19 protein-coding genes are annotated in these 20,998 nt (G+C 70.9%); 10 read left to right on the top strand and 9 right to left on the bottom strand.

The window, feature by feature from the left end; genetic code table 11:
- Positions 1-236: 236 nt before the first annotated feature.
- Positions 237-593 carry a hypothetical protein gene (locus ALI22I_RS24220; protein ID WP_179118339.1) on the bottom strand — a complete coding sequence of 119 codons (357 nt, stop codon included), beginning with the start codon at positions 591-593 and terminating at the stop codon, positions 237-239.
- A 22-nt stretch (positions 594-615) separates the two neighbouring features.
- Here ALI22I_RS24220 and ALI22I_RS49550 point away from each other — a divergent pair, with 22 nt between their 5' ends.
- A complete protein-coding gene (locus ALI22I_RS49550) occupies positions 616-1,485 on the top strand; it encodes a Tn3 family transposase (protein WP_179118338.1) in 870 nt (289 codons plus the stop codon).
- Between the two features lie 809 nt (positions 1,486-2,294).
- Positions 2,295-2,795 carry a response regulator transcription factor gene (locus ALI22I_RS24210; protein WP_083751969.1) on the top strand — a complete coding sequence of 167 codons (501 nt, stop codon included), beginning with the start codon at positions 2,295-2,297 and terminating at the stop codon, positions 2,793-2,795.
- A gap of 639 nt (positions 2,796-3,434) precedes the next feature.
- Here ALI22I_RS24210 and ALI22I_RS49545 read toward each other — a convergent pair.
- Both ALI22I_RS49545 and ALI22I_RS24190 read right to left on the bottom strand, forming a co-directional pair.
- Positions 3,435-4,289, bottom strand: coding sequence for a hypothetical protein (locus ALI22I_RS49545; protein ID WP_143532399.1), 855 nt, complete (start codon positions 4,287-4,289; stop codon positions 3,435-3,437).
- Positions 4,290-4,650: 361 nt separating this feature from the next.
- Positions 4,651-4,968, bottom strand: coding sequence for a response regulator (locus ALI22I_RS24190; RefSeq protein WP_077007828.1), 318 nt, complete (start codon positions 4,966-4,968; stop codon positions 4,651-4,653).
- A 257-nt stretch (positions 4,969-5,225) separates the two neighbouring features.
- Between ALI22I_RS24190 and ALI22I_RS24185 the strand changes: the two genes are divergently transcribed.
- Positions 5,226-5,885: a hypothetical protein gene (locus ALI22I_RS24185; RefSeq protein ID WP_077007827.1), complete on the top strand. Its 660-nt coding sequence runs from the start codon at positions 5,226-5,228 to the stop codon at positions 5,883-5,885.
- Positions 5,886-6,950: 1,065 nt separating this feature from the next.
- Complete coding sequence (locus tag ALI22I_RS51115; RefSeq protein ID WP_077007825.1) at positions 6,951-8,135, top strand: hypothetical protein; 1,185 nt, start codon at positions 6,951-6,953, stop codon at positions 8,133-8,135.
- Positions 8,136-8,141: 6 nt separating this feature from the next.
- Here the strand turns inward: ALI22I_RS51115 and ALI22I_RS24170 are convergent, their stop codons facing one another.
- The 4 genes from ALI22I_RS24170 to glyA are packed head-to-tail and all read right to left on the bottom strand — an operon-like array spanning position 8,142 to position 12,242.
- Positions 8,142-9,269, bottom strand: a complete 1,128-nt coding sequence (locus ALI22I_RS24170) for an FAD-dependent monooxygenase (RefSeq protein ID WP_077007824.1) — start codon at positions 9,267-9,269, stop codon at positions 8,142-8,144.
- The gene (locus ALI22I_RS24165) at positions 9,266-9,787 is read right to left on the bottom strand and encodes a TetR/AcrR family transcriptional regulator (protein ID WP_077007823.1); all 522 of its coding nucleotides are present in this window, start codon (positions 9,785-9,787) and stop codon (positions 9,266-9,268) included. Before ALI22I_RS24165 ends, ALI22I_RS24170 begins: the two co-directional genes overlap by 4 nt.
- A gap of 30 nt (positions 9,788-9,817) precedes the next feature.
- Positions 9,818-10,876 (bottom strand): winged helix DNA-binding domain-containing protein, encoded by a 1,059-nt coding sequence (locus ALI22I_RS24160; RefSeq protein ID WP_338013509.1) that lies wholly within the window; start codon positions 10,874-10,876, stop codon positions 9,818-9,820.
- A gap of 46 nt (positions 10,877-10,922) precedes the next feature.
- A complete protein-coding gene (gene glyA / locus ALI22I_RS24155) occupies positions 10,923-12,242 on the bottom strand; it encodes a serine hydroxymethyltransferase (RefSeq protein ID WP_077007821.1) in 1,320 nt (439 codons plus the stop codon).
- Positions 12,243-12,376: 134 nt separating this feature from the next.
- On the opposite strand from glyA, the gene ALI22I_RS24150 reads away from it, so the two are divergent.
- Both ALI22I_RS24150 and ALI22I_RS24145 read left to right on the top strand, forming a co-directional pair.
- Positions 12,377-13,009: an AAA family ATPase gene (locus tag ALI22I_RS24150; protein WP_077007820.1), complete on the top strand. Its 633-nt coding sequence runs from the start codon at positions 12,377-12,379 to the stop codon at positions 13,007-13,009.
- Between the two features lie 46 nt (positions 13,010-13,055).
- A complete protein-coding gene (locus ALI22I_RS24145; protein ID WP_238598539.1) occupies positions 13,056-13,484 on the top strand; it encodes a MarR family winged helix-turn-helix transcriptional regulator in 429 nt (142 codons plus the stop codon).
- A gap of 21 nt (positions 13,485-13,505) precedes the next feature.
- On the opposite strand, the gene ALI22I_RS24140 is transcribed toward ALI22I_RS24145, so the two are convergent.
- Both ALI22I_RS24140 and ALI22I_RS24135 read right to left on the bottom strand, forming a co-directional pair.
- Positions 13,506-14,792 carry a M20/M25/M40 family metallo-hydrolase gene (locus tag ALI22I_RS24140; RefSeq protein ID WP_077007819.1) on the bottom strand — a complete coding sequence of 429 codons (1,287 nt, stop codon included), beginning with the start codon at positions 14,790-14,792 and terminating at the stop codon, positions 13,506-13,508.
- On the bottom strand, positions 14,785-15,612 hold the full coding sequence (locus tag ALI22I_RS24135) for a M55 family metallopeptidase (RefSeq protein WP_077007818.1): 828 nt from the start codon (positions 15,610-15,612) through the stop codon (positions 14,785-14,787). The genes ALI22I_RS24140 and ALI22I_RS24135 overlap by 8 nt, the downstream gene beginning before the upstream one ends.
- A gap of 130 nt (positions 15,613-15,742) precedes the next feature.
- Here ALI22I_RS24135 and ALI22I_RS24130 point away from each other — a divergent pair, with 130 nt between their 5' ends.
- The 4 genes from ALI22I_RS24130 to ALI22I_RS24115 are packed head-to-tail and all read left to right on the top strand — an operon-like array spanning position 15,743 to position 20,959.
- Entirely contained in the window at positions 15,743-17,488 is a 1,746-nt protein-coding gene (locus tag ALI22I_RS24130) for an ABC transporter substrate-binding protein (protein ID WP_077007965.1), read from the top strand.
- Positions 17,440-18,441: an ABC transporter permease gene (locus ALI22I_RS24125; protein ID WP_077007817.1), complete on the top strand. Its 1,002-nt coding sequence runs from the start codon at positions 17,440-17,442 to the stop codon at positions 18,439-18,441. The genes ALI22I_RS24130 and ALI22I_RS24125 overlap by 49 nt, the downstream gene beginning before the upstream one ends.
- On the top strand, positions 18,438-19,322 hold the full coding sequence (locus ALI22I_RS24120; protein ID WP_077007816.1) for an ABC transporter permease: 885 nt from the start codon (positions 18,438-18,440) through the stop codon (positions 19,320-19,322). Before ALI22I_RS24125 ends, ALI22I_RS24120 begins: the two co-directional genes overlap by 4 nt.
- On the top strand, positions 19,319-20,959 hold the full coding sequence (locus ALI22I_RS24115) for a dipeptide ABC transporter ATP-binding protein (RefSeq protein WP_077007815.1): 1,641 nt from the start codon (positions 19,319-19,321) through the stop codon (positions 20,957-20,959). The genes ALI22I_RS24120 and ALI22I_RS24115 overlap by 4 nt, the downstream gene beginning before the upstream one ends.
- Positions 20,960-20,998 lie beyond the last annotated feature (39 nt).

The raw sequence follows: 20,998 nt of genomic DNA, 5'->3' as shown, positions 1-20,998 counted from the left end.
ACGGCGCTGTACCCCGCGCGGCAGTACGGCTCGCAGCGCTGCTGGGGCTGATCGTTTGACCAGCCCGCCTTCAGCAATCTGCTGGTCCGCCACTCGTTCCTGCTGTCCACAGACCTCGCCGGCGGCCGGCGGCCGCTGCGTGACCCGAACGCGGCCGAGAGAGGAAGCCGACGAGGACGAACTCGACCAGCCGTCGCGCCCCGCGAGGGCTCTCGCGGGGCGCGACGCCGGCCTGGTCAGGATTCCCGGAGGCCGCCCCAGCGCATCAGCCCGCCGGTGACCATGCCCTGCTGCCGCTCTCGGGTGAGCGTGTCCTTGCGCTCCTGGTGGACGTCGGGGTGTGTGGGTGGGACACGCAGGCCGAGGTTCGGGCCGTGCAGCACCACCACCCATCCGATGTTCTCGGCGGCGTCGATCCACGCCGGGTCCAGCGGGCCCGGCACGTAGACGAACAGGGTGCCGTCAGGCTGCTGTAGTTGCAGTCCGCCTTCCCGTGACCACGGGCCGATGGCCCACCCGGTCAGGGTCGGGATCTGCAGCACCCCGTACCCGATGCGCTCCATGCCCTGGCCCAAGGCTTGTACGGTCCACACCTCCTCCGGTGCCGTGCCGTCGGTGGGCTGGGTCCACAGGGCCTGGTGGCGTTCGAACAACGCGACCGGTAACCCCGACCGCGAAGCGGTCTACGTGCTCGACGAGATCCTGGGCAACGCCACCGACCTGCCCATCACCGAACACGCCACCGACACCGCTGGCCAGACCCTCACCGTGTTCTCCCTGTTCAACCTGACCGGGTTCCGGCTGTCCCCGCGCATCCGCGACCTCGGCGGCATCACCCTGCACCGCCTCGGCCCCCGCAAAGACCTGACCAGCATGTTCCCCAACGCCGGGAAGCTGCTGCGCGGCAGCGTGGACACCGCGCTGATCCGGTCGCAGTGGGACGAGATGCTGCGCCTGGCCGCGTCGCTGAAGTACGGCCACGCCACCGCCTCCCTGGTCGTGGGCAAACTGCACGCCGCGTCACGCCGCTCCGCGCTGGCCCAGGCGCTGGTCGAGTTCGGCGGCCTGCAGCGCACCCTCTACGCGCTGCGCTACCTCGCCGACGAGACCTACCGCCGCCGCATCACCCGCCAGCTCAACAAGGGCGAGACCCTGCACTCCCTGCGCCGCGACCTGTTCTTCGCCCACGAGGGCACCGTGCGGCGCCGGATGCACGAACAGCAGACCGAACAGGCCCTGTGCCTGTCGCTGGCGGTCAACGCGATCATCACCTGGAACACCGCCTACCTCGAACTCGCCCTCGACCGGCTCTCCCAACGCCGCGGCCGCATCGACCACGACCTGCTCGCCCACATCTCCCCGGCCCTGATGGAACACGTCAACCCCTACGGCACCTACGAGTTCCCCGTCGAACAGGAGTATGCCCGCCAGGGCTACCGACCCCTGCGCGCACCTGGCGGCACTTCCGTCGAGCGCATCCGGTAACCGACGACCGCCACCGGACAACGGGACCGTAGTCGGGGCGTGTCGCCCGGTCGGGTGGACTCGTAGGGCCGAACGAGCGACCAGTGCGTCAAATGACGCGGAACCCGCCCGCGCCAGCCGATAGAACCGTGGTTCAACGGCGCACCACGCGGTTCTGCCCTCGGGGGGTCGGCATGGCGGGTACAGGTCGGCACGCGGTCCACCGCACGATGGTCCTGGTCGACGTGGAGGGCTACAGCGCCGCCAGCCGGACCCTGCCGCACCAGCTCGGTACCCGGGCCGGGATGTACGCGGTGGTGGCCGAGGCGCTGGCGGCGGCCGGGGTGCCGATGCAGGCGTGCTGGCATGGAGACGCCGGGGACGGTGTGGTGGTGCTGGTCCCGCCGGAGTACCCGAAGGCGCCGTTGCTGGAGGTGTTGCCCGAGGCGTTGGTGCGGGCGGTGCGCGGTCACAACAGCACGAGCCCCACCGCCGCGCGCCCGACTGCGGCTGGCAGTGCACGCCGGGGAGGTCGCCTTCGACGAACACGGCGCGACCTCGCCCACGATGGTCGCGGCGTTCCGGCTGCTGGACGCAGCCCCGGTCCGCGAGGCCCTGACCGGTTCACCGGGCGTGCTGGCAATGATCGTGTCCGGGCTGGTCTTCGACGAGGTCGTACGCAACTCCACCACCCTGGACCCGGCCACGTTCCGGCCCGTCGAGGTGACGGTGAAGTCCTTCCACGACCGCGCCTGGATCGCCCTGCCCGACCACCCCTACCCGGCCGACCACACCGTCCTCACCGTCCTCACCCCACGCCCGACATCCGGATGCCGCCGGACCTCACCGACGACGGCGCACGTGCCGCGCGGCGGATCCGGGGGGCGAACCCGGAACTCGGCATCGTGCTGCTCTCCCAGCACATCGAGACGCGCAACGCCGTGGAACTCGTCGCCCAGGGCCGTTTCGGCTACCTCCTCAAGGACCGCGTCCTGGACGTGGACGACTTCCTGGAGGCGGTCGTCCGTGTCGCATCAGGCGGCTCCGCACTCGACCCGCACGTGGTCTCCCGGATGATCAGCACCCACCGCGATCCGCTCGCCGCGCTCACCGCCCGCGAGCTGGAAGTGCTCACACAGATGGCCGAAGGACACACGAACCTCGGGATCGCCCGGCGGCTGTGGCTCGCCGAGCGCACCGTGGAGACCCACGTCGCCTCGGTCATGTCGAAACTCGAACTCACGACGAGCGAGGAGCACAACCGCCGTGTCCTGGCGGTCCTCGCGTACCTCACGGCCAGGGGCGGCCGACGCAACAACCACGCCGATTGAAACAGGTGCCGGAATCCACCGGCCGTAGCGACGGCCGACGACATTCCCGCCGTGCTCAGCGAAGCCGGGCTCGTGCCCGCCGTGGAGGCGATGGCGGGCCGCTCCCACACTCCTGCCGAGGTGGAGGCCGACGCCCTGCCGCCGCTGCCCGGGGTCGCCGACTGGTGAGCTCGCGTATTCAACTGTCGCGAGTTCTCAGCAGTTGTAGCGCTGAGTGATCGCCAGGGATGTACTGACACCAGCTTCGGCCTCAGGGCTGGAGGGAGACGTGCGTGAAGTACTTGATGTGTGCGGTGCGGACCGGAAGCACACCGGCTTCCGGTCAGCACCTACTCAACGTCGCCGCTTGGGCCGCCGCAGTGGACGCAGCCGGCGGTGGGGTGGCCGCGCTGCGGGCCTCGCTGCCCAGATGGGCTGCCGACGAAATTCACCGACCTGCACGGACAACTGCGCGTTCCGAGATCGTTCCCGCGCTGGTGGAGATCACTTCCCGACCTGGGCATGTCGGCCGGCTGTCACCGGCCTGCCACCGAGGTGACAACGCATCACGAACGTGACAGCCGGGCTGGTTCGACGTTGACCGAACTCAGGGTCCTTGCGGTAGTGATGATCGTTCTGCCGGTCTGGAAGGTCCCTCGATCACCGTGCGGATGGGGGAACGGTGATCTGGTAGAGGCCTGGCGCGAGTTTGCGTGATCGTCGGCGGACGTGATCGGCGAGGGATGGCGACCAGCGTGTGTCGTCGGTCCAGATCACGTCGGTCAGCTTGTCGGGAGCGATGGCCTTCAGACGGGACAGGTCGACTGCCGACATGTCGACGGTGATCCTGGCGAGGCCATCGGCGAGGTGGGTGAACGCAGCCTGTGCGCCCTGTCTGGTGGCGGCGAGGTGACCGTCGCGGACGAGGACCATGAAAGGCCCGGGTGTCCGCAGGGCCCGCAGGTACAGGTCCAGAAGTCCGACGTCGGTGCGGATGACCTGGACGTGCAGGTTGCCTCCGCAATGGTTCTCGACCCTGACGGCGTGACGCCGTAGGCGTTTGAGCCCGCGTCGGAAACGGATGATTTCCTCATCCGTGATCGTGGCCCGTTTCAGGGCGCGGCCGAGGTCGTGGAGGAAGGGACCGGACCACGCTCGCAGGCTCGCCATCTCCTCAAGGAGTCTGACGGCATTGGAGCCGAGACGGCCGCCGAGGAGGATGTGGAGGACCGCGTCGACACCTTGGGGCCGCACGAGACCCGGGCGCACCAAAGCCAGCAGAGCGAGGGCAACCCTGCGCTCGTGCTCCTCACGAGGATCGGGATCCGGCTGCGGACCGTCATGCCGACGGGCACGCGGCCGTTGAACATTGGCCCGCCGAGCCCGACCGTCGACGGCGTCGGCGATCACCTCATCGCCCGACCGGGACTCTTGCTGTCGTTTGGCGGTTCCTGCGACTCGGCGGGCACGACGTTGACGCTTACGTGCACGGCGCTCACCCTCGGACTTCGTCATCGCCACCATTGTGATGACCAACAGTGATCGTGTCAGCACCCATCGGCGCCATGCGGTGCACTGGCGTAGGGCCGGTAGGCCGAACGAGTGATCTAGTCGATCATCAAGCGACAACTCAGAACAAGCCCAAACACCACTGAGGCCCCGCCGGAGCGGGGCCTCAGTGGTGTTGATCAAGCTCGAACCTCAAACCATCGGTCCGATCAGGCTGATTTCGTCATCAGCCCCAGATAGGCGTTTGAGACTGGTGAGGTCGCGTATTCAGCTGTCGCGGGTTCGCTGTCGGTGTCCTGCTGCTGTCGCAGTACCTGGAGGCGACCCACCTCGTGGAACTGGTGGGTGACGTGGCGAGCGGGGTCGGTTACCTGCTCAAGGACCGGGCGTCCGGCGCCGACTTCCTCGACGCCGTCCACCGGGTGGCCGCGGGAGGGTGCGCGTTCGACCCGGAGGTCGTCTCGGTGATGTTCGGCGGTTCACGCCGCCAGCGCGTCCCCGACAGCCGCGACTTGGGCAGGAATCCCGCCGCGCCGCACCCGGTCACAGCGTCGCCGTACTGGGTGGCCGACCGCACCGAGCCCAGCACGACCACCACCGAGGGAACGGCCGTTCGCAACTCTCGGCACACAGCGAACCCGTCGGTGTCGGGCAGCCCGATGTCCAGCAGTACCACACCGGCCACCGCACCGTCGTACCCGGACCCCCCGCCTCGCCCACGACGCGGTAGCCACCCGGCTCCAGCACAGCACGGGCGGCTGTGCGGAAGGGGGCGTTGTCGTCGACGATCAGCACGGTGCCCACTCCCCGATGCTGGACGCTCCCACCGCACCGCGCATCAGGGCAGACACCTAGACCAAGTCCAGTGCTCGCACTGGCGACTCGGCGCCAGTTCCCGATCACGCTGATCACCAGGAACCCACCGCCGCGAAAGGTCTTCCCATGTCCGCTCTTCCCATACGCCTGGTCGCCGCGGTCGGCCTGCTGATCGCCGGCTGCGTCCCGGCCCAGGAAAGCTCCTCCTCCGCCGGGATCGGCGTCGATCAGGCGCCGGCGCCCACGACCACGCCGACGACCGCAGGCTACTGTCCGCAGCCAGGTCCGGACATCGCTCGGGTCTTGCCAGTGCTGACCGGTCAGGGGATCGCCACGATCCTGACGAACCCGTACGTCCCGTTCGGCGAGCTGGTCTCCGTCGTGCTGGACGTCGTCCAGGCGAAGGACCAGGGGAACGACGCCTTCAGGACCAAACTGACCGAGGTGGTCGACAAGGTGGCCAACGTCGACACCGCGCTGAGGTGCGCCTACAAGACCGACAACCTCGGGGTCCGGATCTACCGCCAGGACGGCTACGCCTGGTCGGGTGGCGTCGCCGTGGTCATCCACGAGGACATCGAGGCGCCCATCGACATCGCCAAGTGTTTCGTGCTCGACCAGTTCACCTTCGACACCCCGACCGCCACCGCGGCCGACGTCCCCGGACCTCACTTCGACCCCTGCGGGCACGGAACACACGTAATCCGTGAAGACGAGAGCTACACGGTGCTGTGGGCGGGTTCGTCCGACGACATCTGCAACGCACTCGCCGCGGCCGTCGGGTGATCACACCCGCCGAACTCTTCCTGATCGAGGGCGCGACCCACGTGGGCCTTTACGACGAGCACAAGGTGGTCACCCCTGCAATCAGCCAAGCTGACCTCCTTCGGCAAGAACCTGTGAGCGCCTGAGCTCAACCCACGACCCGGCGCCCGCCCCGGCGATCCACGAGCGAGCCGGGACCACGGGCAGCACCTACCGACGGCAGGGCTGCCAGGCCAGCGCGTACGGCATTGCGCCCACCGGCACGGCCAGCTGTTCTGGACCCTCAACCGACCGCGCCGGCGCGGACCGCCGTAGCCGTCGTTGACTCTCCCGCCGCTGACCCCACGCTTGCCCCACCCCGACGTGCCGGCACCGCGGGACACGAGGATCCCGAGCGACTCATCGACGTCGTGTGCCCATCGAGGCTGGCGACGCCGCAGGCCGGTTCGGCGGCCACAACGCGGCGTTCGGCGAGGGCGACCAGCGTGCGGACCAGATGCAGGACGACCTGCGCGGGCAGGACCCTTTCGGACACTGTGGCCGGGCACCCCAAGGCAGTCAGGGCATCGAGGAACACCTGCGGTGGCGGAGCGGGTCGCTCAGCGGGGCGGGGCCAGGCATGGTGGGTGTTCTAGTCCTGTCCGGCGTCGGGGTCGCACAGGGGGCAGGTCCCGCTGGCGAGGTCGGGCAGCGCGACCTGATAGGCGAACGGTGTTGTGGTGGATAACGCCCCTTATCCACCACAACACTGTTACCGATCGCGGCGACGTCGCACCGCGAGCCACGGCCGGGGAGTAGGGGTAGCTGCCGCGTGTGCGGCCCTCGCGCACGTCGACTGGATCGGTCACTGACATCTGGCGTGCGCGTCCACTGACAGTTCACGTGCGCATGCGCTGACATGCCGCTGCGTTTGCCCAGTTCAAGCGCTGACAGTGCACATGCGCGTCACAACAACGGCGCAGTACGGCAGTGAGGATCTTTACTTCCGATAAGGTTCACTTATCGGAAGTCACCCCATTCTCACTCAATAGCGTTACGTTGCGCCAAATAACGTTTGTAGTGACGGAACGATGCTACGATATTGCCGTGACGACGACCGACACCGCCGCGCTGACCTGCAACTACCCCGGCTGCACGCGACCGGTGTTCCGGGGGACCGGGCCGGGGCGGCCCGCCGAGTACTGCGACTTGCCGGAACACACCAGGTGGCGGGCTTGGCGGGAGCGGCAGCGGTTGGCGCAGGGTGTGGAGACGGAGCAGGAGGTCGTCACCGTGACGAAAGGCCCGCAGGGGATCACTGCGGGCAAGATCAGGGCCGAGGAGTTGTTGGAGCGGTTCCGGGTGCTGGCCGAGCAGATGTCGACCACGTTGACCGGGGCGGTGGCGGAGTTGTCCGCTATCGCCGATCCGAGCGTGGCGGAGAGCCAGGTGCAGGCGGTCGAGGCGGAGGCCGCGCGGCGGGTCGCCGAGGCGGAGGCCGCGGTCGCGAAGGCGGAACGGCGGCGGCGTGACGCCGAACAGGCACGGCAGGCCGCCGAGGAGACCACCGAGGACGCGGTGCGCGCCGCCGAACAAGCCGAACGGGACGCGGAAGCCGCCTACGAACAGCGCGACGCCGCACGGGCCGAAGCCGACGCGGCGGTCGAACGCGCCGAGAGTGAGATCGCCGCCATCCGCGTCGAAGCCGCCGCCGCCGTGGACGAGATCCGGCGTGACGCGCAGGCACAGATCGAGCAGGCCAAAGCCGACGCGGTCACCCACGCCGAACAGGCCCGCCGGCAGGCGGTGAAGGAGGTCGACCTGGTCCGGGCCGATGCCCAAGCCCAGATCGACCAGGCCCGCCACGACGCGCATGCCCTCGCCGAGCAGGCCAAGGCGGAAGCCCAGGCACAAGTGGACCGGGCCCAAGCGGACGCGCGAACCCGCATCGACCAGGCCCGCGCCGAAGCGAAGGCGAGCGTCGAGCAGGCCCGTGCCGATGCCCGCGCCGAAGCGGACGCCGCGAACGAGGCCCGGATCAAAGCCGAACGCGCCGAACAATCCGCCCAGGACGCCCGCACCGAACTGGACCGGGCCCGCGCCGAGCTCACCGAGCAGCGCGACACCCACCGCACCCAACTCGACCAGGCCGAACGCGCCGCCCGCGAACGCCTCGACGCCCTGGAGGAAGCCCGCGCCCAGACGCTGGTCCGCGCCGAACGCGCGGAAAGCCAACTCGACCGCCTGCAGGCCGAACTCGACGCCCTCCGCGCCGAGCGGGGCGCTCGGTGACCCGATTCAGCTGATCGTGACCGGCTTGCCCACCAGGCTCGTCGCCACCACCCGGTCCACGCCCGGCAGACGCGACAACCTCATCGCCACCCGCCGCGCCCGCAGCCGCCACGGCGACGCGGGCAGGAACCACCGCGCCCCCGACCGCGCCACCCGCTGCTTCTCCACCACGACCGGCCGCCACACGCGTTCGTACGCGGCCGGATCGTCCAGGTGCTCGGCCAGCACGTACGCGCCGCCGATCCCGAGCGACGCACCCTGTCCCGCCAACAACGACACCGCGCCGCACGCGTCACCCACCAGCACCACCCGCCCAGCCGACCAGCGCGGCAACTCCACCTGCGCGACCTGGTCGTAGTAGATCTCCGCCGGGCACAGGGCCAACGCCCGCGGCACGACCCACCCCAGCGACCCGTACGCCTGCACCACGGCCGCCCGCGGATCGGCGGGCAGGTCCGGTGACGTCGTCCGGTGCACGGTGAACGCCGCCACCCGCCCGTCGCGCAACCCGTAGAACCCGACCTGGCGGCCGACGGTGTCGGTGATGCAGAACCGCCCGGCGACCAGCGCGTGGATCTCCGGGTCGTCGAACGTGAAGGCCGCCGTGTGGAACCCGAGGTGGCGCACGTGCCCGTCGCCGAACACCAGTCGCCGCACGGCCGAGTGCACGCCGTCCGCGCCGACCAGCAGGTCGCCGGACACCGTCGACCCGTCCGCCAACCGGGCACTCACCCCCGAATCACCGGCGTCGACACCCACCACGCCCGCACCGAACCTCAGCGTCACCCCGGCGGGCAGGTCTTCGCGGAACGCGCGCTCGACGTCCGGCCGCATGATGCTCAACAGCCGCCCGTCCACCGCCCGCGCGAGCCGGTCGAACCGCAGCCCGGCCACCCGGCGCCCGCGGGAGTCGACGTAGGCGGCCTCCCGCACCCGGTACCCCAGCTCCCGCAGCCGCGGCAGCACGCCCATCCGCTCGGCGGCGTCGTAGCCGGGCCCGAAGAAGTCGATCATGTAGCCGGAGGTGCGCGGCCCACCGGCCCGCTCCACCACGACGACCTCGTGCCCGAGTGTCCCCAGCCGGTGCGCCAGCGCGAGTCCGGCGATCCCCGCGCCGCTGATCACGACCTTCACCGCAGCACCCGTCCCAGCACCGGCACGACGACGTCCGCGGACAGGTCCGGCGAGAGCGCGCGGTGCAGCAGCACGCCGTCCACCGCCGCCGCCAGCACCGCGGCGGTCTGCACCGGCGTCGGCACGTCCCGCGACTCCAGCCACGCGGCGAGGGTGCGGCGGAACTCCACCAGCACCTCGCCGACGGCCTGCCGCAGTTCGTCGTTGCGGGTGGCGGCGAGGAACGTCTCGGTGAACAGCTCCTGCCCGCCGTGCCCGTCCAGTGCCTCCAGCAGCCGGGTCAGCACATCGTCCGGGGTGGACGACGCCTCCAGCACCTCGGCGAGGCCGTCCACGGCGGACCGCAGCGCGCCGACCGCGGCCTGCACGAGCACCGCCTGTGTGGAGTCGAAGTGGTAGTGCACGACGCCGGAGCCGACGCCGGCGCGGTCGGCGAGCATCCGGGTGCTGACCGCGCCCCAGCCCTTCTCCGCGATGAGTTCCGTGGCCGCGTGCAGCAGCCGTTGGCGAACCGTCATTGGACGATCGTACTGGACGATCGTCCAAATCTAGAGCCGCACGTCCCCGGTCACGCCCGCGAACCGCAACAACCGTGCCCCTTCGGCCTCCACGTCGGCCTTCTGAGCACGGGTCAACGGCCGGAACACCTCGACGTCCAGCCCGTCGTCGGTGATCTTCCAGATGCCGTGCACGAAGCCGTCGACCAGCAGTGTCGGCTTGCCGCCGATGATGATCCCGCGCCGGTAGTCCTCGTCGGAGATCACGCGGGTGCGGTCGTCGTGGCCCAGGAGGAGGTTGTCGAACTCGGGCAGGAACCGCGCCGGGGCGGGCGTGTCGGGGTCGGGCAGCGGCCCGTCCGGCACGTCGTACAGCGTCCGCCCGCGGTCGTCGGTGAAGACGCGCAGGTCCATCGCCTCGACCACGGATTTGAGGCGGGTCATGCCCGCCCACGTCTGCACGTCCTTCACCGAGGCCGGGCCGAACGCGGCCAGGTAGCGGCGGACGAACTGCTCGATCGACGTCGCGGGTCCGGTGGCGCCGAGCCAGGCGGAGGCGGTCGTCCACGCCGCGGGTCCGGACCTCCCCCACACCGCGCGCGGCGGCACCTGCACGGATGGCACCAGGTAGCTCGCCGCGTAGCCGAGGGCGGTGGCGTCGCGGTCCGGCCAGCGTGGGCCGAGCAGGTCGCTGAGTTCCCGGCGGGTGCGTGGTTTCTCTTCGACCAATGCCGTGACGGCTTCGGTGAACGCGTCCACGTCGAGCCCGTCCGTCACGAACCCGAACGGCGAGGAGGCGAAGCGGCGGTGCAGGAACGGCCGCAGCAGCGGTTCGATCCGTCCGTGGTCGGCGTCGGTGACCAGGTGGATGGTGGCGCGGTGCAGTGACGCCCGGACCACCCGTCGGTCGAGCAGCAGCGCGGCCAGTTCGTCGGCCTCGAACGACCGGATCCGCGACCACAGGCCGTAGTAGGGCGAGAACGGCTCCTGCGCCTGCATCCCGACCAGGTGTTCCACCACGTCGCACGCGGACCGGTCCACCCGCTGCAGCAGCAACTGCCGGTGCAGGGTGGCCCGGTTCAACGCCCGCGTGGTCAGTTTCTCGGTCACGATCAAGCTAACCGCCATTGCGGACAGCCACGGTCCGCGATGGCGCTCAGCGGGTGGTCTCGTTGACCGAACGGCGCAGGGCGATGGCGTCGGTTCGGACCCGTTCGGGTGGTTCGCGGTCGATCAGGGCACGGCGCATGAGGTCGGCGATGGCGGGTTGGTGCGCGGGGGTGAAGCCTCGGCGGGTGATCTCCTGGGTGCCGATACGCAGGCCGCGCAGGCCTTCGTCGATGCGCTGCCACGGCAGGCCGATGCCGCTCAGGTAGATACCGGCCTCGCCCAGCAGCACGGCGGCCGCGTCGCCGCCGCCGATGCCGAGGGCGTCGACGGCCAGGTGGTGGGAGTGGGTGAACACGCCGTCGTGGCGGGCGACGTCGAAGCCGTTGTCGGCCAGCGCCGTGCCCAGGGCCTGGGCGTTGGCCACGCACGCCCGCGCGTATTCGGGGCCGTGTTCGGCGAGTTCGGCGGCGGTGACGGCGAGTGCGCCGAGCCGTCCGGCGTCGTAGTTGGCGAGCATGCCGGGGTAGGCGACGGTGGAGACGCGTTCGGCCAGGTCGGGGTCGCGGGTGACGATGCAGCCGCCGGAGGGGCCGCCGAAGGACTTGTAGGTGGAGAACGTCATCAGGTGCGCGCCCTCGTGCAGGGGCCGTTGGAACACGCGGCCGGCGACGAGTCCGGCCATGTGGGAGGCGTCGTAGACGAGGATGGCGCCGACCTCGTCGGCCGCCGCACGCACCGCGGCGACGTTGTGCGGGAACAGCATCAGGCTGGCGCCGATCACCACGATCCGCGGCCGGTGCACGCGCAGGAACCCGGGCAGTCTGGCGTAGTCGATGTCGAGTTCGTCGGGCAGGTAGGGCAGGTCGACCACGGTGAGGCCGCGGATCGCGGGCACGCCCTGGGCGTGGTGGCTGGCGTGGCCGCCGGCGAACTCGGGCAGTACCGCGATCTTGTCGCCGGCGCGGGCGAACGCGGTGTAGACGGCGAGGTTGGCCAGGGTCGCGCTCTGCAGCCTGACTTCGGCGAACCGGCCTTCCATGAGGGAGGCGACGAGCATCGGCGCGAGCACTTCGAGGGTGTCCAGGTGGTCCAGGCCCACCTGGTACTTCTCGCCGGGCCAGCCCATGCTCGGCCGGCTGGACACGGTGCCGGACAGGGCCGCCGCGGCGGCGGGGCTGAGCACGTTGGTGCCCGCGTAGAGCACGATCCCGTCGTCGTCGACCTGGGCGGCGTGTGCTTCGAGGGCCTTGCGGACGGTGCCCGCGACACCGGCGGCGGTCAGGTCGGTGGAGACGGCGGCTTCGACCTCGGCGAGCCTGCGCTGCGCCTGCGGGGAGGCCCAGGGGGCGATCCTGCTGTTCGTCACGATGGAGAACGCTAGGGCGTCGGGGCCGGGTGGGGCGACCGTCCGGCGAAGGGAGTTGTTCCTGCCCGTTGTCGGAATGCGGGAACTGCCGGACGAACTGTCCCGCGTGGTGGGACGCCCGTAGGGTCGGTGGCGTGCTTTTGTGGATCAACGGGCCGTTCGGTGGCGGCAAGACGCAGACCGCGCACGAGATCCGGCGGCGGCTGCCGGGCAGTTTCCTCAGCGATCCCGAGCACGTGGGGTTCGCGCTGCGCCGGATGACGCCGCCCGCGCTGCGCACCGACTTCCAGGACCTGGCGGCGTGGCGGCAGAGCGTGTTCGACGTGCTGGACGGGGCGCTGACCGGGTACGACGGGGTGATCGTGGTGCCGATGACGGTGGTGGAGCCCGCCTACTTCCGGGAGATCGTCGGCCGGTTGCGGGACCGCGGGCACGACGTGCGGCACTTCGCGTTGATGGCGCGGCGGGAGACGGTGGTGCGGCGGCTGCGGGAACGCGGTTTCGGGCACGCCGCGCGGGTCGTGATGGGCAAGGACGCGCCGCTGCGGTGGGAAAGCGCCGCGTTGAAGGCGTTGGACCACTGCCTGGAACGGCTGCGTGAGCCGGAGTTCGCCGAGCACGTGTGGACCGATCACATCACGGTGGCCCAGGTCGCCGACCGCATCGCCGCGTCGGCGGGGCTCGCCCTGGTGCCGAACACCGATGGGCCGCTGCGCGGAAGGCTGCGGCGGACGTGGACATCGGTGAAGCACATCCGCTTCGACTGAGTTCACGATAGGGTGATCGACTCCTGACCGAACGTCAAGGAGTGATGTGCCCGACGACCTCGGCATGCTGCTGTACGTCCCGCTCCGCGAACTGGAGAACCGGGTGTTCGCCGCCCTGGCGGAGGCGGGTTTCGACGACGTGACGCCCGCGCAGGCGCGGGTGTTCCAGTGGATCGGCCATGACGGGTCGCGGTTGACCGAGCTGGCGGAGGCCGCGCGGATCACCAAGCAGACCGCCGGTTTTCTGGTCGACCAGCTGGAACGCGCCGGTTACGTGGAGCGCACCCGGGATCCGACCGACGCGCGGGCCAGGCTGGTCCGGATCGCCGAGCGCGGGCAGCGGGCGATCCCGGTCGGCCTGGCCGCGGTCGCCCAGGTGCAGCGGGAGTGGACCGCGCACCTGGGTCGACGGCGGATGGCGGCGATGCACGACGCGCTGATCCGGCTGCGCGAGATCACCGACCCCCATCTGTAGCGGACGTCCGCGGCTTCGGGTTCACGACGACATGAACCGGTCGAGCACGCGGGCGCCGAAGCGCAGGCCTTCCACCGGCACGCGTTCGTCCACGCCGTGCGGCATGGCGCGGTAGTCGTAGCCAGGTGGCAGGGCCAGCGGCGAGAAGCCGTAGCAGTCGATGCCCAGCCGGCTGAACGCCTTGGCGTCGGTGCCGCCGCCCATGCAGTACGGCACGACCACGGCGTCGGGGTCCTCCGCGCGCAGCGCCGCGGCCATCGCGTCGAACCACGGCGAGTCGATCGGCGCCTGCACGGGCGGTTCGTCGGCGATGAACTCGCGCCGCACGTCCGCGCCCAGCGCGATGTCGATCGAGGCCATGAGTTCGTCCACGGTGCCGGGCAGGGTGCGCACGTCGATCTCGGCGGAGGCGCTGCCGGGGATCACGTTGACCTTGTACCCGGCCTTGAGCACGGTGGGGGTGGTGCTGTTGCGGACGGTGTTCTCGACCAGTCGCGCGGCGGGGCCGAGGCGGGCCACGGTGCCGTCGACGTCGGCCAGGTCGACCGGGACGTCGAGGGCCGCGCCGACCTGTTCGATGAACGCCCGCGCGGTGGGGGTGAGCCGCACGGGGTGCGGGATGGCGGCGATGCGGGCCAGTGCGCCGAGCAGCTTGACCACGGCGTTGTCGTCGTTGCGCCGCGATCCGTGTCCGGCACGTCCGGTGGCGGTGAGCCGCAGGTGGCTGGTGCCGCGTTCGGCGGTGCCGATGGGGTAGATGCGGTGGTCGCCGACGGGGTAGGAGTAGCCGCCGGACTCGCTGATCGCGGTGGTGCAGCCGGCGAAGAAGTCCGCGTGGTGGTCGACCAGCCAGTGCGCGCCGAACTCGCCGCGGTCCTCCTCGTCGGCGACGAACGCGAGCACGATGTCGCGGCGCGGTCGTCGTCCCTCGCGCGACCAGGCGCCCAGCACGGCGAGCACCATGGCGACCATGTCCTTCATGTCGACCGCGCCGCGGCCCCACAGGTAGCCGTCGCGTTCGATCCCGGCGAACGGCGGCACGCTCCACTCGGCGGGGTCGGCGGGCACCACGTCCAGGTGGGCCTGCACCAGCAGCGCGGGCAGGTCCGGTTCGGTGCCGGGCACGCGGGCCAGCACGTTGCCGCGGCGTGGCGCGGGTTCGAGCACGGTGGCCGGCACGCCGACGGCGTCCAGGTGCGCGGCGACGAACTCGGCGGCCTCCCGTTCGCCGGCGGACTTGCCGCCGCCGTGGTTGGTGGTGTCGAACCGCAGCAGCGCGGCGCACAGATCGACGACGTCCTCAGCCATAAATGCCCTCCACCGCGCCCGCCGCGATGGCGGTGACGACCTTGAACGCCTGCATCGCCAGGGTCATGGATGCGGCGTCGAACCCGACCCGGCGTGCTCCGATCTGCACCACCGTAGGGACCACCGCCGCGGCGGCGGCCAGGTGGGTGGCGTCGAACTCGACTTCGACCCGGTGTTCGGCGACTTCGGCAGGCACGCGACCGGCCCGGTTCATGGCGGTTTCGGCGGCGGAGGCGATCAGTTCGGAGGTGACGGCGGGCGGTGAGCAGACCGCGGCGTAGCGGCTGACGCACTCCTTCACGACGACGAGTTGCGCGTCGGGCGCGTAGTCGCGGGCGTCGTCGCAGGCCTTGTCGTCGCCGGTGACCAGCAGCACGGGGACGCCGTGCTCGGCGGCCAGGGCGGCGTTGAGCCTGCCTTCGCTCGCGGGGACGCCGTCCAGCCACACACCGGTGATGGAGTTCTCCAGGTAGGTGTGCGCGAGGACGCCCTCCTGGCCGGCGCCGGCGTGGTAGCCGAGGAACACCACGCCGTCCACGCCGGAGTCGATGCCCTGCATCATCGACAACGGTTTGTGCCGTCCGGTGAGCAGCCGGGCCCGGGGGTCCAGGTCCTCCAGCAGGAGGTTGCGCTGCGACGAGTGGGCCTCGTTGACCAGCAGGTCGGTCGCGCCGCCGGCGTGGGCGCCGGCGACGCAGGCGTTGACGTCACCGGTGAACAGCCGGCGGAACCGCTGCCACTGCTCGGTCTGCGGGACGACGTCGGCGGTCCAGGTGACCCCCGTCGCGCCTTCCATGTCCGCCGAGATCAAGATCCGCATGACGTTACCGTACCGAGTGATTGTCGATTCTTGACGCGCACGTCACCGTAGTGGTTATTTCTTGACTTCCACTCAGGGGAAGGAGGCGGTCACTGTGGGTATCAGACGGTTCGGTGCGGTCACGGCGGCGATGGCATCGGTGGTACTGCTGACGCCGACACCTGCACCCGCGCAGCAGACGGTGGCACTGCGGGTGGCGATCACCCAGCAGGTCGACTCGCTCAACCCGTTCCTGTCGGTCTTCCAGGCGGGCACCGAGGTCGGCCGGCTGATGTACGACTACCTGAGCGCCTACGACGTCACCGACCAGCGCCCGGTGGAGGGCCTGGCCGACACGTGGGAGACCTCCCCCGACCGGCTGACGTGGACCTTCCACGTGCCCGAGGGCAAGAAGTGGTCCGACGGGCGGCCGATCACCGCCAAGGACGCGGCGTTCACCTACGAGCTGATGATGCGCGACGAGGTCGCCGCCACGGCCAACGGCAGCTTCACCGCCGACTTCGAGTCCGTCACCGCGACCGACGACCGCACGCTGGTGATCAAGACCAGGCAGCCGCAGGCCACCATGCTCGCGCTGGACGTGCCGATCGTGCCCGAGCACGTGTGGTCGCAGGTCACCGACATCGGCGCGTACACCAACGACCGGACACCCGTGGTGGGCAGCGGGCCGTTCGTGCTCACCGAGTACCGGGCCAACGAGTTCATCCGGCTCAAAGCGAACAAGGACTACTGGCGCGGCGCGCCGAAGTACGACGAGCTGACCTTCACCTACTACAAGACCGTGGACGCCGCGGTGCAGGCGTTGAACAAGGGCGAGGTCGACCTGGTCAACCGGATGGGCCCGGCGCAGTTCGACTCGCTGCGGGACAAGCCCGGCATCACCCGCAACCAGGCGCAGGGCCGCCGCTTCAACGAGATCGTGATCAACTCCGGTGCGGCGACCCGCACCGGCGAGCCGATCGGCGACGGGCACCCCGCGCTCAAGGACGTCGTGGTGCGCCGGGCGATCGCCAAGTCGCTGGACCTCGACGCGATCATCGAGAAGGTCAACGGCGGCTACGCCCAGCGCGGCACCGGCCCCATCCCGCCGGTGTTCACCGCCTTCCACCTCACCCCCGCGCAGCCGCACCCCTACGACCCGGCCGCCGCGAACACCGACCTCGACCGGGCCGGGTACGCGCGCGGCGCCGACGGCATCCGCGTCTCGCCGGAGGGCAGGCGGATGGAACTGCGGCTGCTCGGGCACGCCAGCCGTGCCTACGACGAGCAGGCGGGCGAGTTCGTCAAGCGGTCGCTGGCCGACCTCGGCATCGTGGTGGACGTGCAGATCGTCTCCGACAACCAGCTCAACGAGGCAGGCACCGGCGGCATGTTCGACCTGCAGTTCTCCGGCTGGGGCACCAACCCCGACCCGGACTTCATCCTGTCCCTGCACACCTGCGGGCAGCGGCCCAACGCCGACGGCAAGGGCGGCACCACCGACACCTTCTTCTGCGACGCCGAGTACGACGCCCTCTACGCGCAGCAGCGCGCGGAGTTCGACCCGGCCAAGCGGCAGGAGCTGGTCCAGCGGATGCAGCAGCGGTTCTACGACCAGGTCCCGGCGGTGGTCCTGGGCTACGACAACGCGCTGGAGGCCTACCGCAGCGACAAGTTCGCCTCGTTCCCGGTGCAGCCCGACCCCGGCGGCGTGATCATGGCCCAGAACGGCGTGTGGGGGTACTACGGCGCGACGCCGGTCGCGGCGGCCGCGCAGCCGACCGGGTCGAACACCGGCACGGTGGTGGGTGTGGTCGGCGGCGCACTGGTCGTGCTCGTCGGCGGCGCGTGGCTGATGGGGCGTCGGCGTGGTCTGCGCGCGGAGGAACGCGAGTGATCCGGCACCTGGCCGGCAAGCTCGGCGGCGCGCTGGTCAGCCTGCTGTTCGTGGTGGCGCTGGGGTTCGTGCTGTTCCGGGTGATCCCCGGCGACCCGGTGGTGGCCATGACCAGGGGCCGGCCGGTGACCGGCGACCAGCTCGCCGAGCTGCGCGTGCGGCTGGGCGTGGACAAGCCGCTGCCGGAGCAGTTCGTGGACTACCTGACCGCGGTCCTGCGCGGCGACCTGGGCACGTCCCACGTCTACAACCGACCGGTGGCGGAGCTGATCGGCGAACGGCTGTGGCCGACGGTGCTGCTGGTGGGCACCTCGACCGTGCTGGCCGTCGCGCTCGGGCTGTGGCTGGGCATCCGGGGCGCGTGGCGGCGCGGATCGCGGTCGGACCGGATCTCCACCGGGCTGGCGCTGGCGCAGTGGGCGATGCCCACGTTCTGGCTGGGCATGCTGCTGTCGCTGGCGACCGGGAACCTGTTCCCCAGCGGCGGCATGCGCTACCCCGACACGCCGCCGGACTTCCTGTCCCAGGCGCTGGACGTGGCCCACCACATGGTGCTGCCGTGCCTGACCCTCATCGCGGTGGTCTACGCGCAGTACCTGCTGGTGATGCGGTCCTCGCTGCTGGAGGAGATGCACGCGGACTACCTGACCACGGCGCGCGCCAAGGGGTTGCGCGACGACCTGGTGCGGCGTCGGCACGCGGTGCCCAACGCGCTGCTGCCGACCGTGACGCTGGTGTTCCTGCACCTGGGGCTGGTGGTGTCGGGCGCGATCACGGTGGAGACGGTGTTCTCCTGGCCCGGGTTGGGGCTGCTCACCTACGAGGCGCTGACCGGTCCGGACCTGCCGCTGTTGCAGGGCACGTTCGTGCTGCTGTCGGGCGCGGTGATCAGCATGAACGTGTTCGCGGACCTGCTGTACCGGGTCCTGGACCCGAGGGTGCGTGCGTCGTGACGGCGATCGTGTGGCAGCGGCGCCGGGCGGCGGCGCGGGCGACGTGGCGGGAGTTCGCCGCCCGGCGCGGCGGGCTGGCCGGGCTGATCGGGTTGGCCGTGATCACGCTGCTGGCGCTGCTGGCGCCGCTGGTGACCGACGTGTCGGGGCTGGACGTGACGCGGGCGACGGCCCGGCCGTGGCAGCCGCCGTCGGCGGAGTACTGGCTGGGGACCGACCACAACGGGCGTTCGGTGCTGCTGCTGACCTGGTGGGGCACCCGGGTCTCGCTGGTCGTGGGGCTCGCGGCCACGGTGTTGTCGGTGCTGATCGGTACCGTCGTCGGGATCGCGGCGGCGCACTTCGGCGGGTGGGCGTCGGCGGTGCTGATGCGGTTCACCGACTTCTTCCTGGTGCTGCCGTCGATGGTGCTGGCGATCGCGCTGTCGACCGTGCTGCCGCGCGGTCTGGGCACGATCGTGCTGGCGATCGGCGTGACGGCGTGGCCCGCGACGGCGCGGCTGGTGCGGGCGCAGACGCTGGCGGTGGAGGCGCGGCCGTTCATCGAGCGTGCCCAGGCCCTGGGCGGCGGGCACGGGCACGTGATCGGCCGGCACGTGCTGCCCGCGGTGCTGCCGCTGGTGTTCGTGAACACGACGTTGACGGTGGCCAGCGCGATCGTGCTGGAGTCGACGCTGTCGTTCCTGGGATTGGGCGATCCGACGCGGGTGTCGTGGGGGTCGCTGCTGCACGCGGCGAACGTGCACGGCGCGGTGTCGCAGCGGGCGTGGTGGTTCCTGGTGCCGCCGGGACTGGGTGTGGTGTGCGTGGTGCTGGCGTTCACGCTGTGCGGGCGGGCGCTGGAGACGGTGCTCAACCCGCGGCTGAAGGGGGAGCGGTGAACCTGTTGGAGCTGCGGGACCTGAGCGTGCACTACCGGGGCGCGCGCGGCGAGGTGACGGCCGTGCGGTCGGTCTCGCTCGGTCTGGAGGCCGGGGAGACGCTGGGGTTGGCGGGGGAGTCGGGGTGCGGCAAGTCGACCGTGGCCATGTCGGTGCTGCGGCTGCTGCCGCGCGACGCCCGCGTCGAAGGGCAGGTGCTGCTCGACGGCGAGGACGTGCGGGGCATGTCGTGGGGCCGGCTGCGCGCGGTGCGGTGGGCGGCGGCGTCGGTGGTGTTCCAGGGCGCGATGCACGCGTTGAACCCAGTGCACCGGGTGGGCGAGCAGATCGCCGAGCCGATGCGACTGCACGGCGTGACCGGCTCGGCGTCGTCGTCCTCGGTGTCGTCTTCGGTATCGGCGCTGCTGGACCAGGTCGAACTCCCCGCGCGCACGGCCCGCGCCTACCCGCACGAACTGTCCGGTGGGCAGAAGCAACGGGTGATGATCGCGATGGCGTTGGCGTGCGAGCCGCGGCTGGTCATCGCGGACGAGCCGACCACGGCGCTGGACGTGGTGGTGCAGGCGCAGGTGCTGGACCTGCTCAAGCGGCTGGTGTCCGAACGCGACATCGGGTTGGTGATGATCAGCCACGACCTGTCCGTGCTGGCCTCCACCTGCGACCGCCTGGCCGTGATGCAGCACGGCCAGATCGTGGAGGAGGGCCCGGCACGGCAGGTGATCGCCGCGCCGACCCACCCGCACACCCAGACGTTGGCGGCGGCGTTCCCGACCGTCGGTGACCCGGCGTCCCGACACGTCACCGCTTCCGACACTTCGACCGGTCCGGTGTTGCTGCGCGCCGAGGGCGTACGCGTGGACTACGGCACGACGACCGCCGTGGCCGGCGTGGACCTGGAGGTGCGGGCGGGCGAGATCGTCGCCCTGGTCGGCCAGTCCGGTTCGGGCAAAACCACCCTCGCCCGCACCCTGCTCGGCCTGCAACGCCCCACCGCCGGCCGGGTGCTGTTCGAAGGCGCCGAACTCCCCCGCTCGGCATCCGGCCTGCGCGCCTACCGCCGCCAGGTGCAACTGGTGCTGCAGGACCCGACGAGCGCGCTCAACCCACGCCACTCGGTGTACGAGGCCGTCGCCGAGGGCCTGCGCATCCACCGCATCGCAGGCGACGAACCCACCCAGGTCGCCGAGGCGCTGTCCCACGCCGAGCTGCGACCACCGGAACGGTTCTTCCCGTCCCTGCCGCACGAACTGTCCGGCGGGCAACGCCAACGCGTCGTGATCGCCGGCGCGCTGGCGCTGGGTCCGCGGCTGCTGATCGCCGACGAGCCGGTGGCGTCGCTGGACGCGTCGGTACGCGGCGAGATCCTCGCGCTGCTGCTGCGACTGCGCCGCGAACTGGACCTGGCCGCGCTGGTCATCACCCACGACCTCGGTCTGGCGTGGACGATCGCCGACCGGGTGGCGGTGATGTACCAGGGCGAGCTGGTCGAGCAGGGCACGGTCGAACAGGTGCTGCTCGCACCGCGGCACGACTACACGCGCACCCTGCTCGCCGCCGTGCCCCAGCACCAGGGCAGCACCCGCCCGGACCAGCTCTCCGTAGAACTCCGCCTCCCGCCGCACCGCCTCCTAGGCTGAACTGCGCGGAGCGCCGGAGCAAGACCGGCGCTCCGCACT

The organism is Saccharothrix sp. ALI-22-I (assembly GCF_001984175.1).
Classification (GTDB): Bacteria; Actinomycetota; Actinomycetes; order Mycobacteriales; family Pseudonocardiaceae; genus Actinosynnema.
This window is presented reverse-complemented; position numbering and strand designations above follow the sequence as displayed.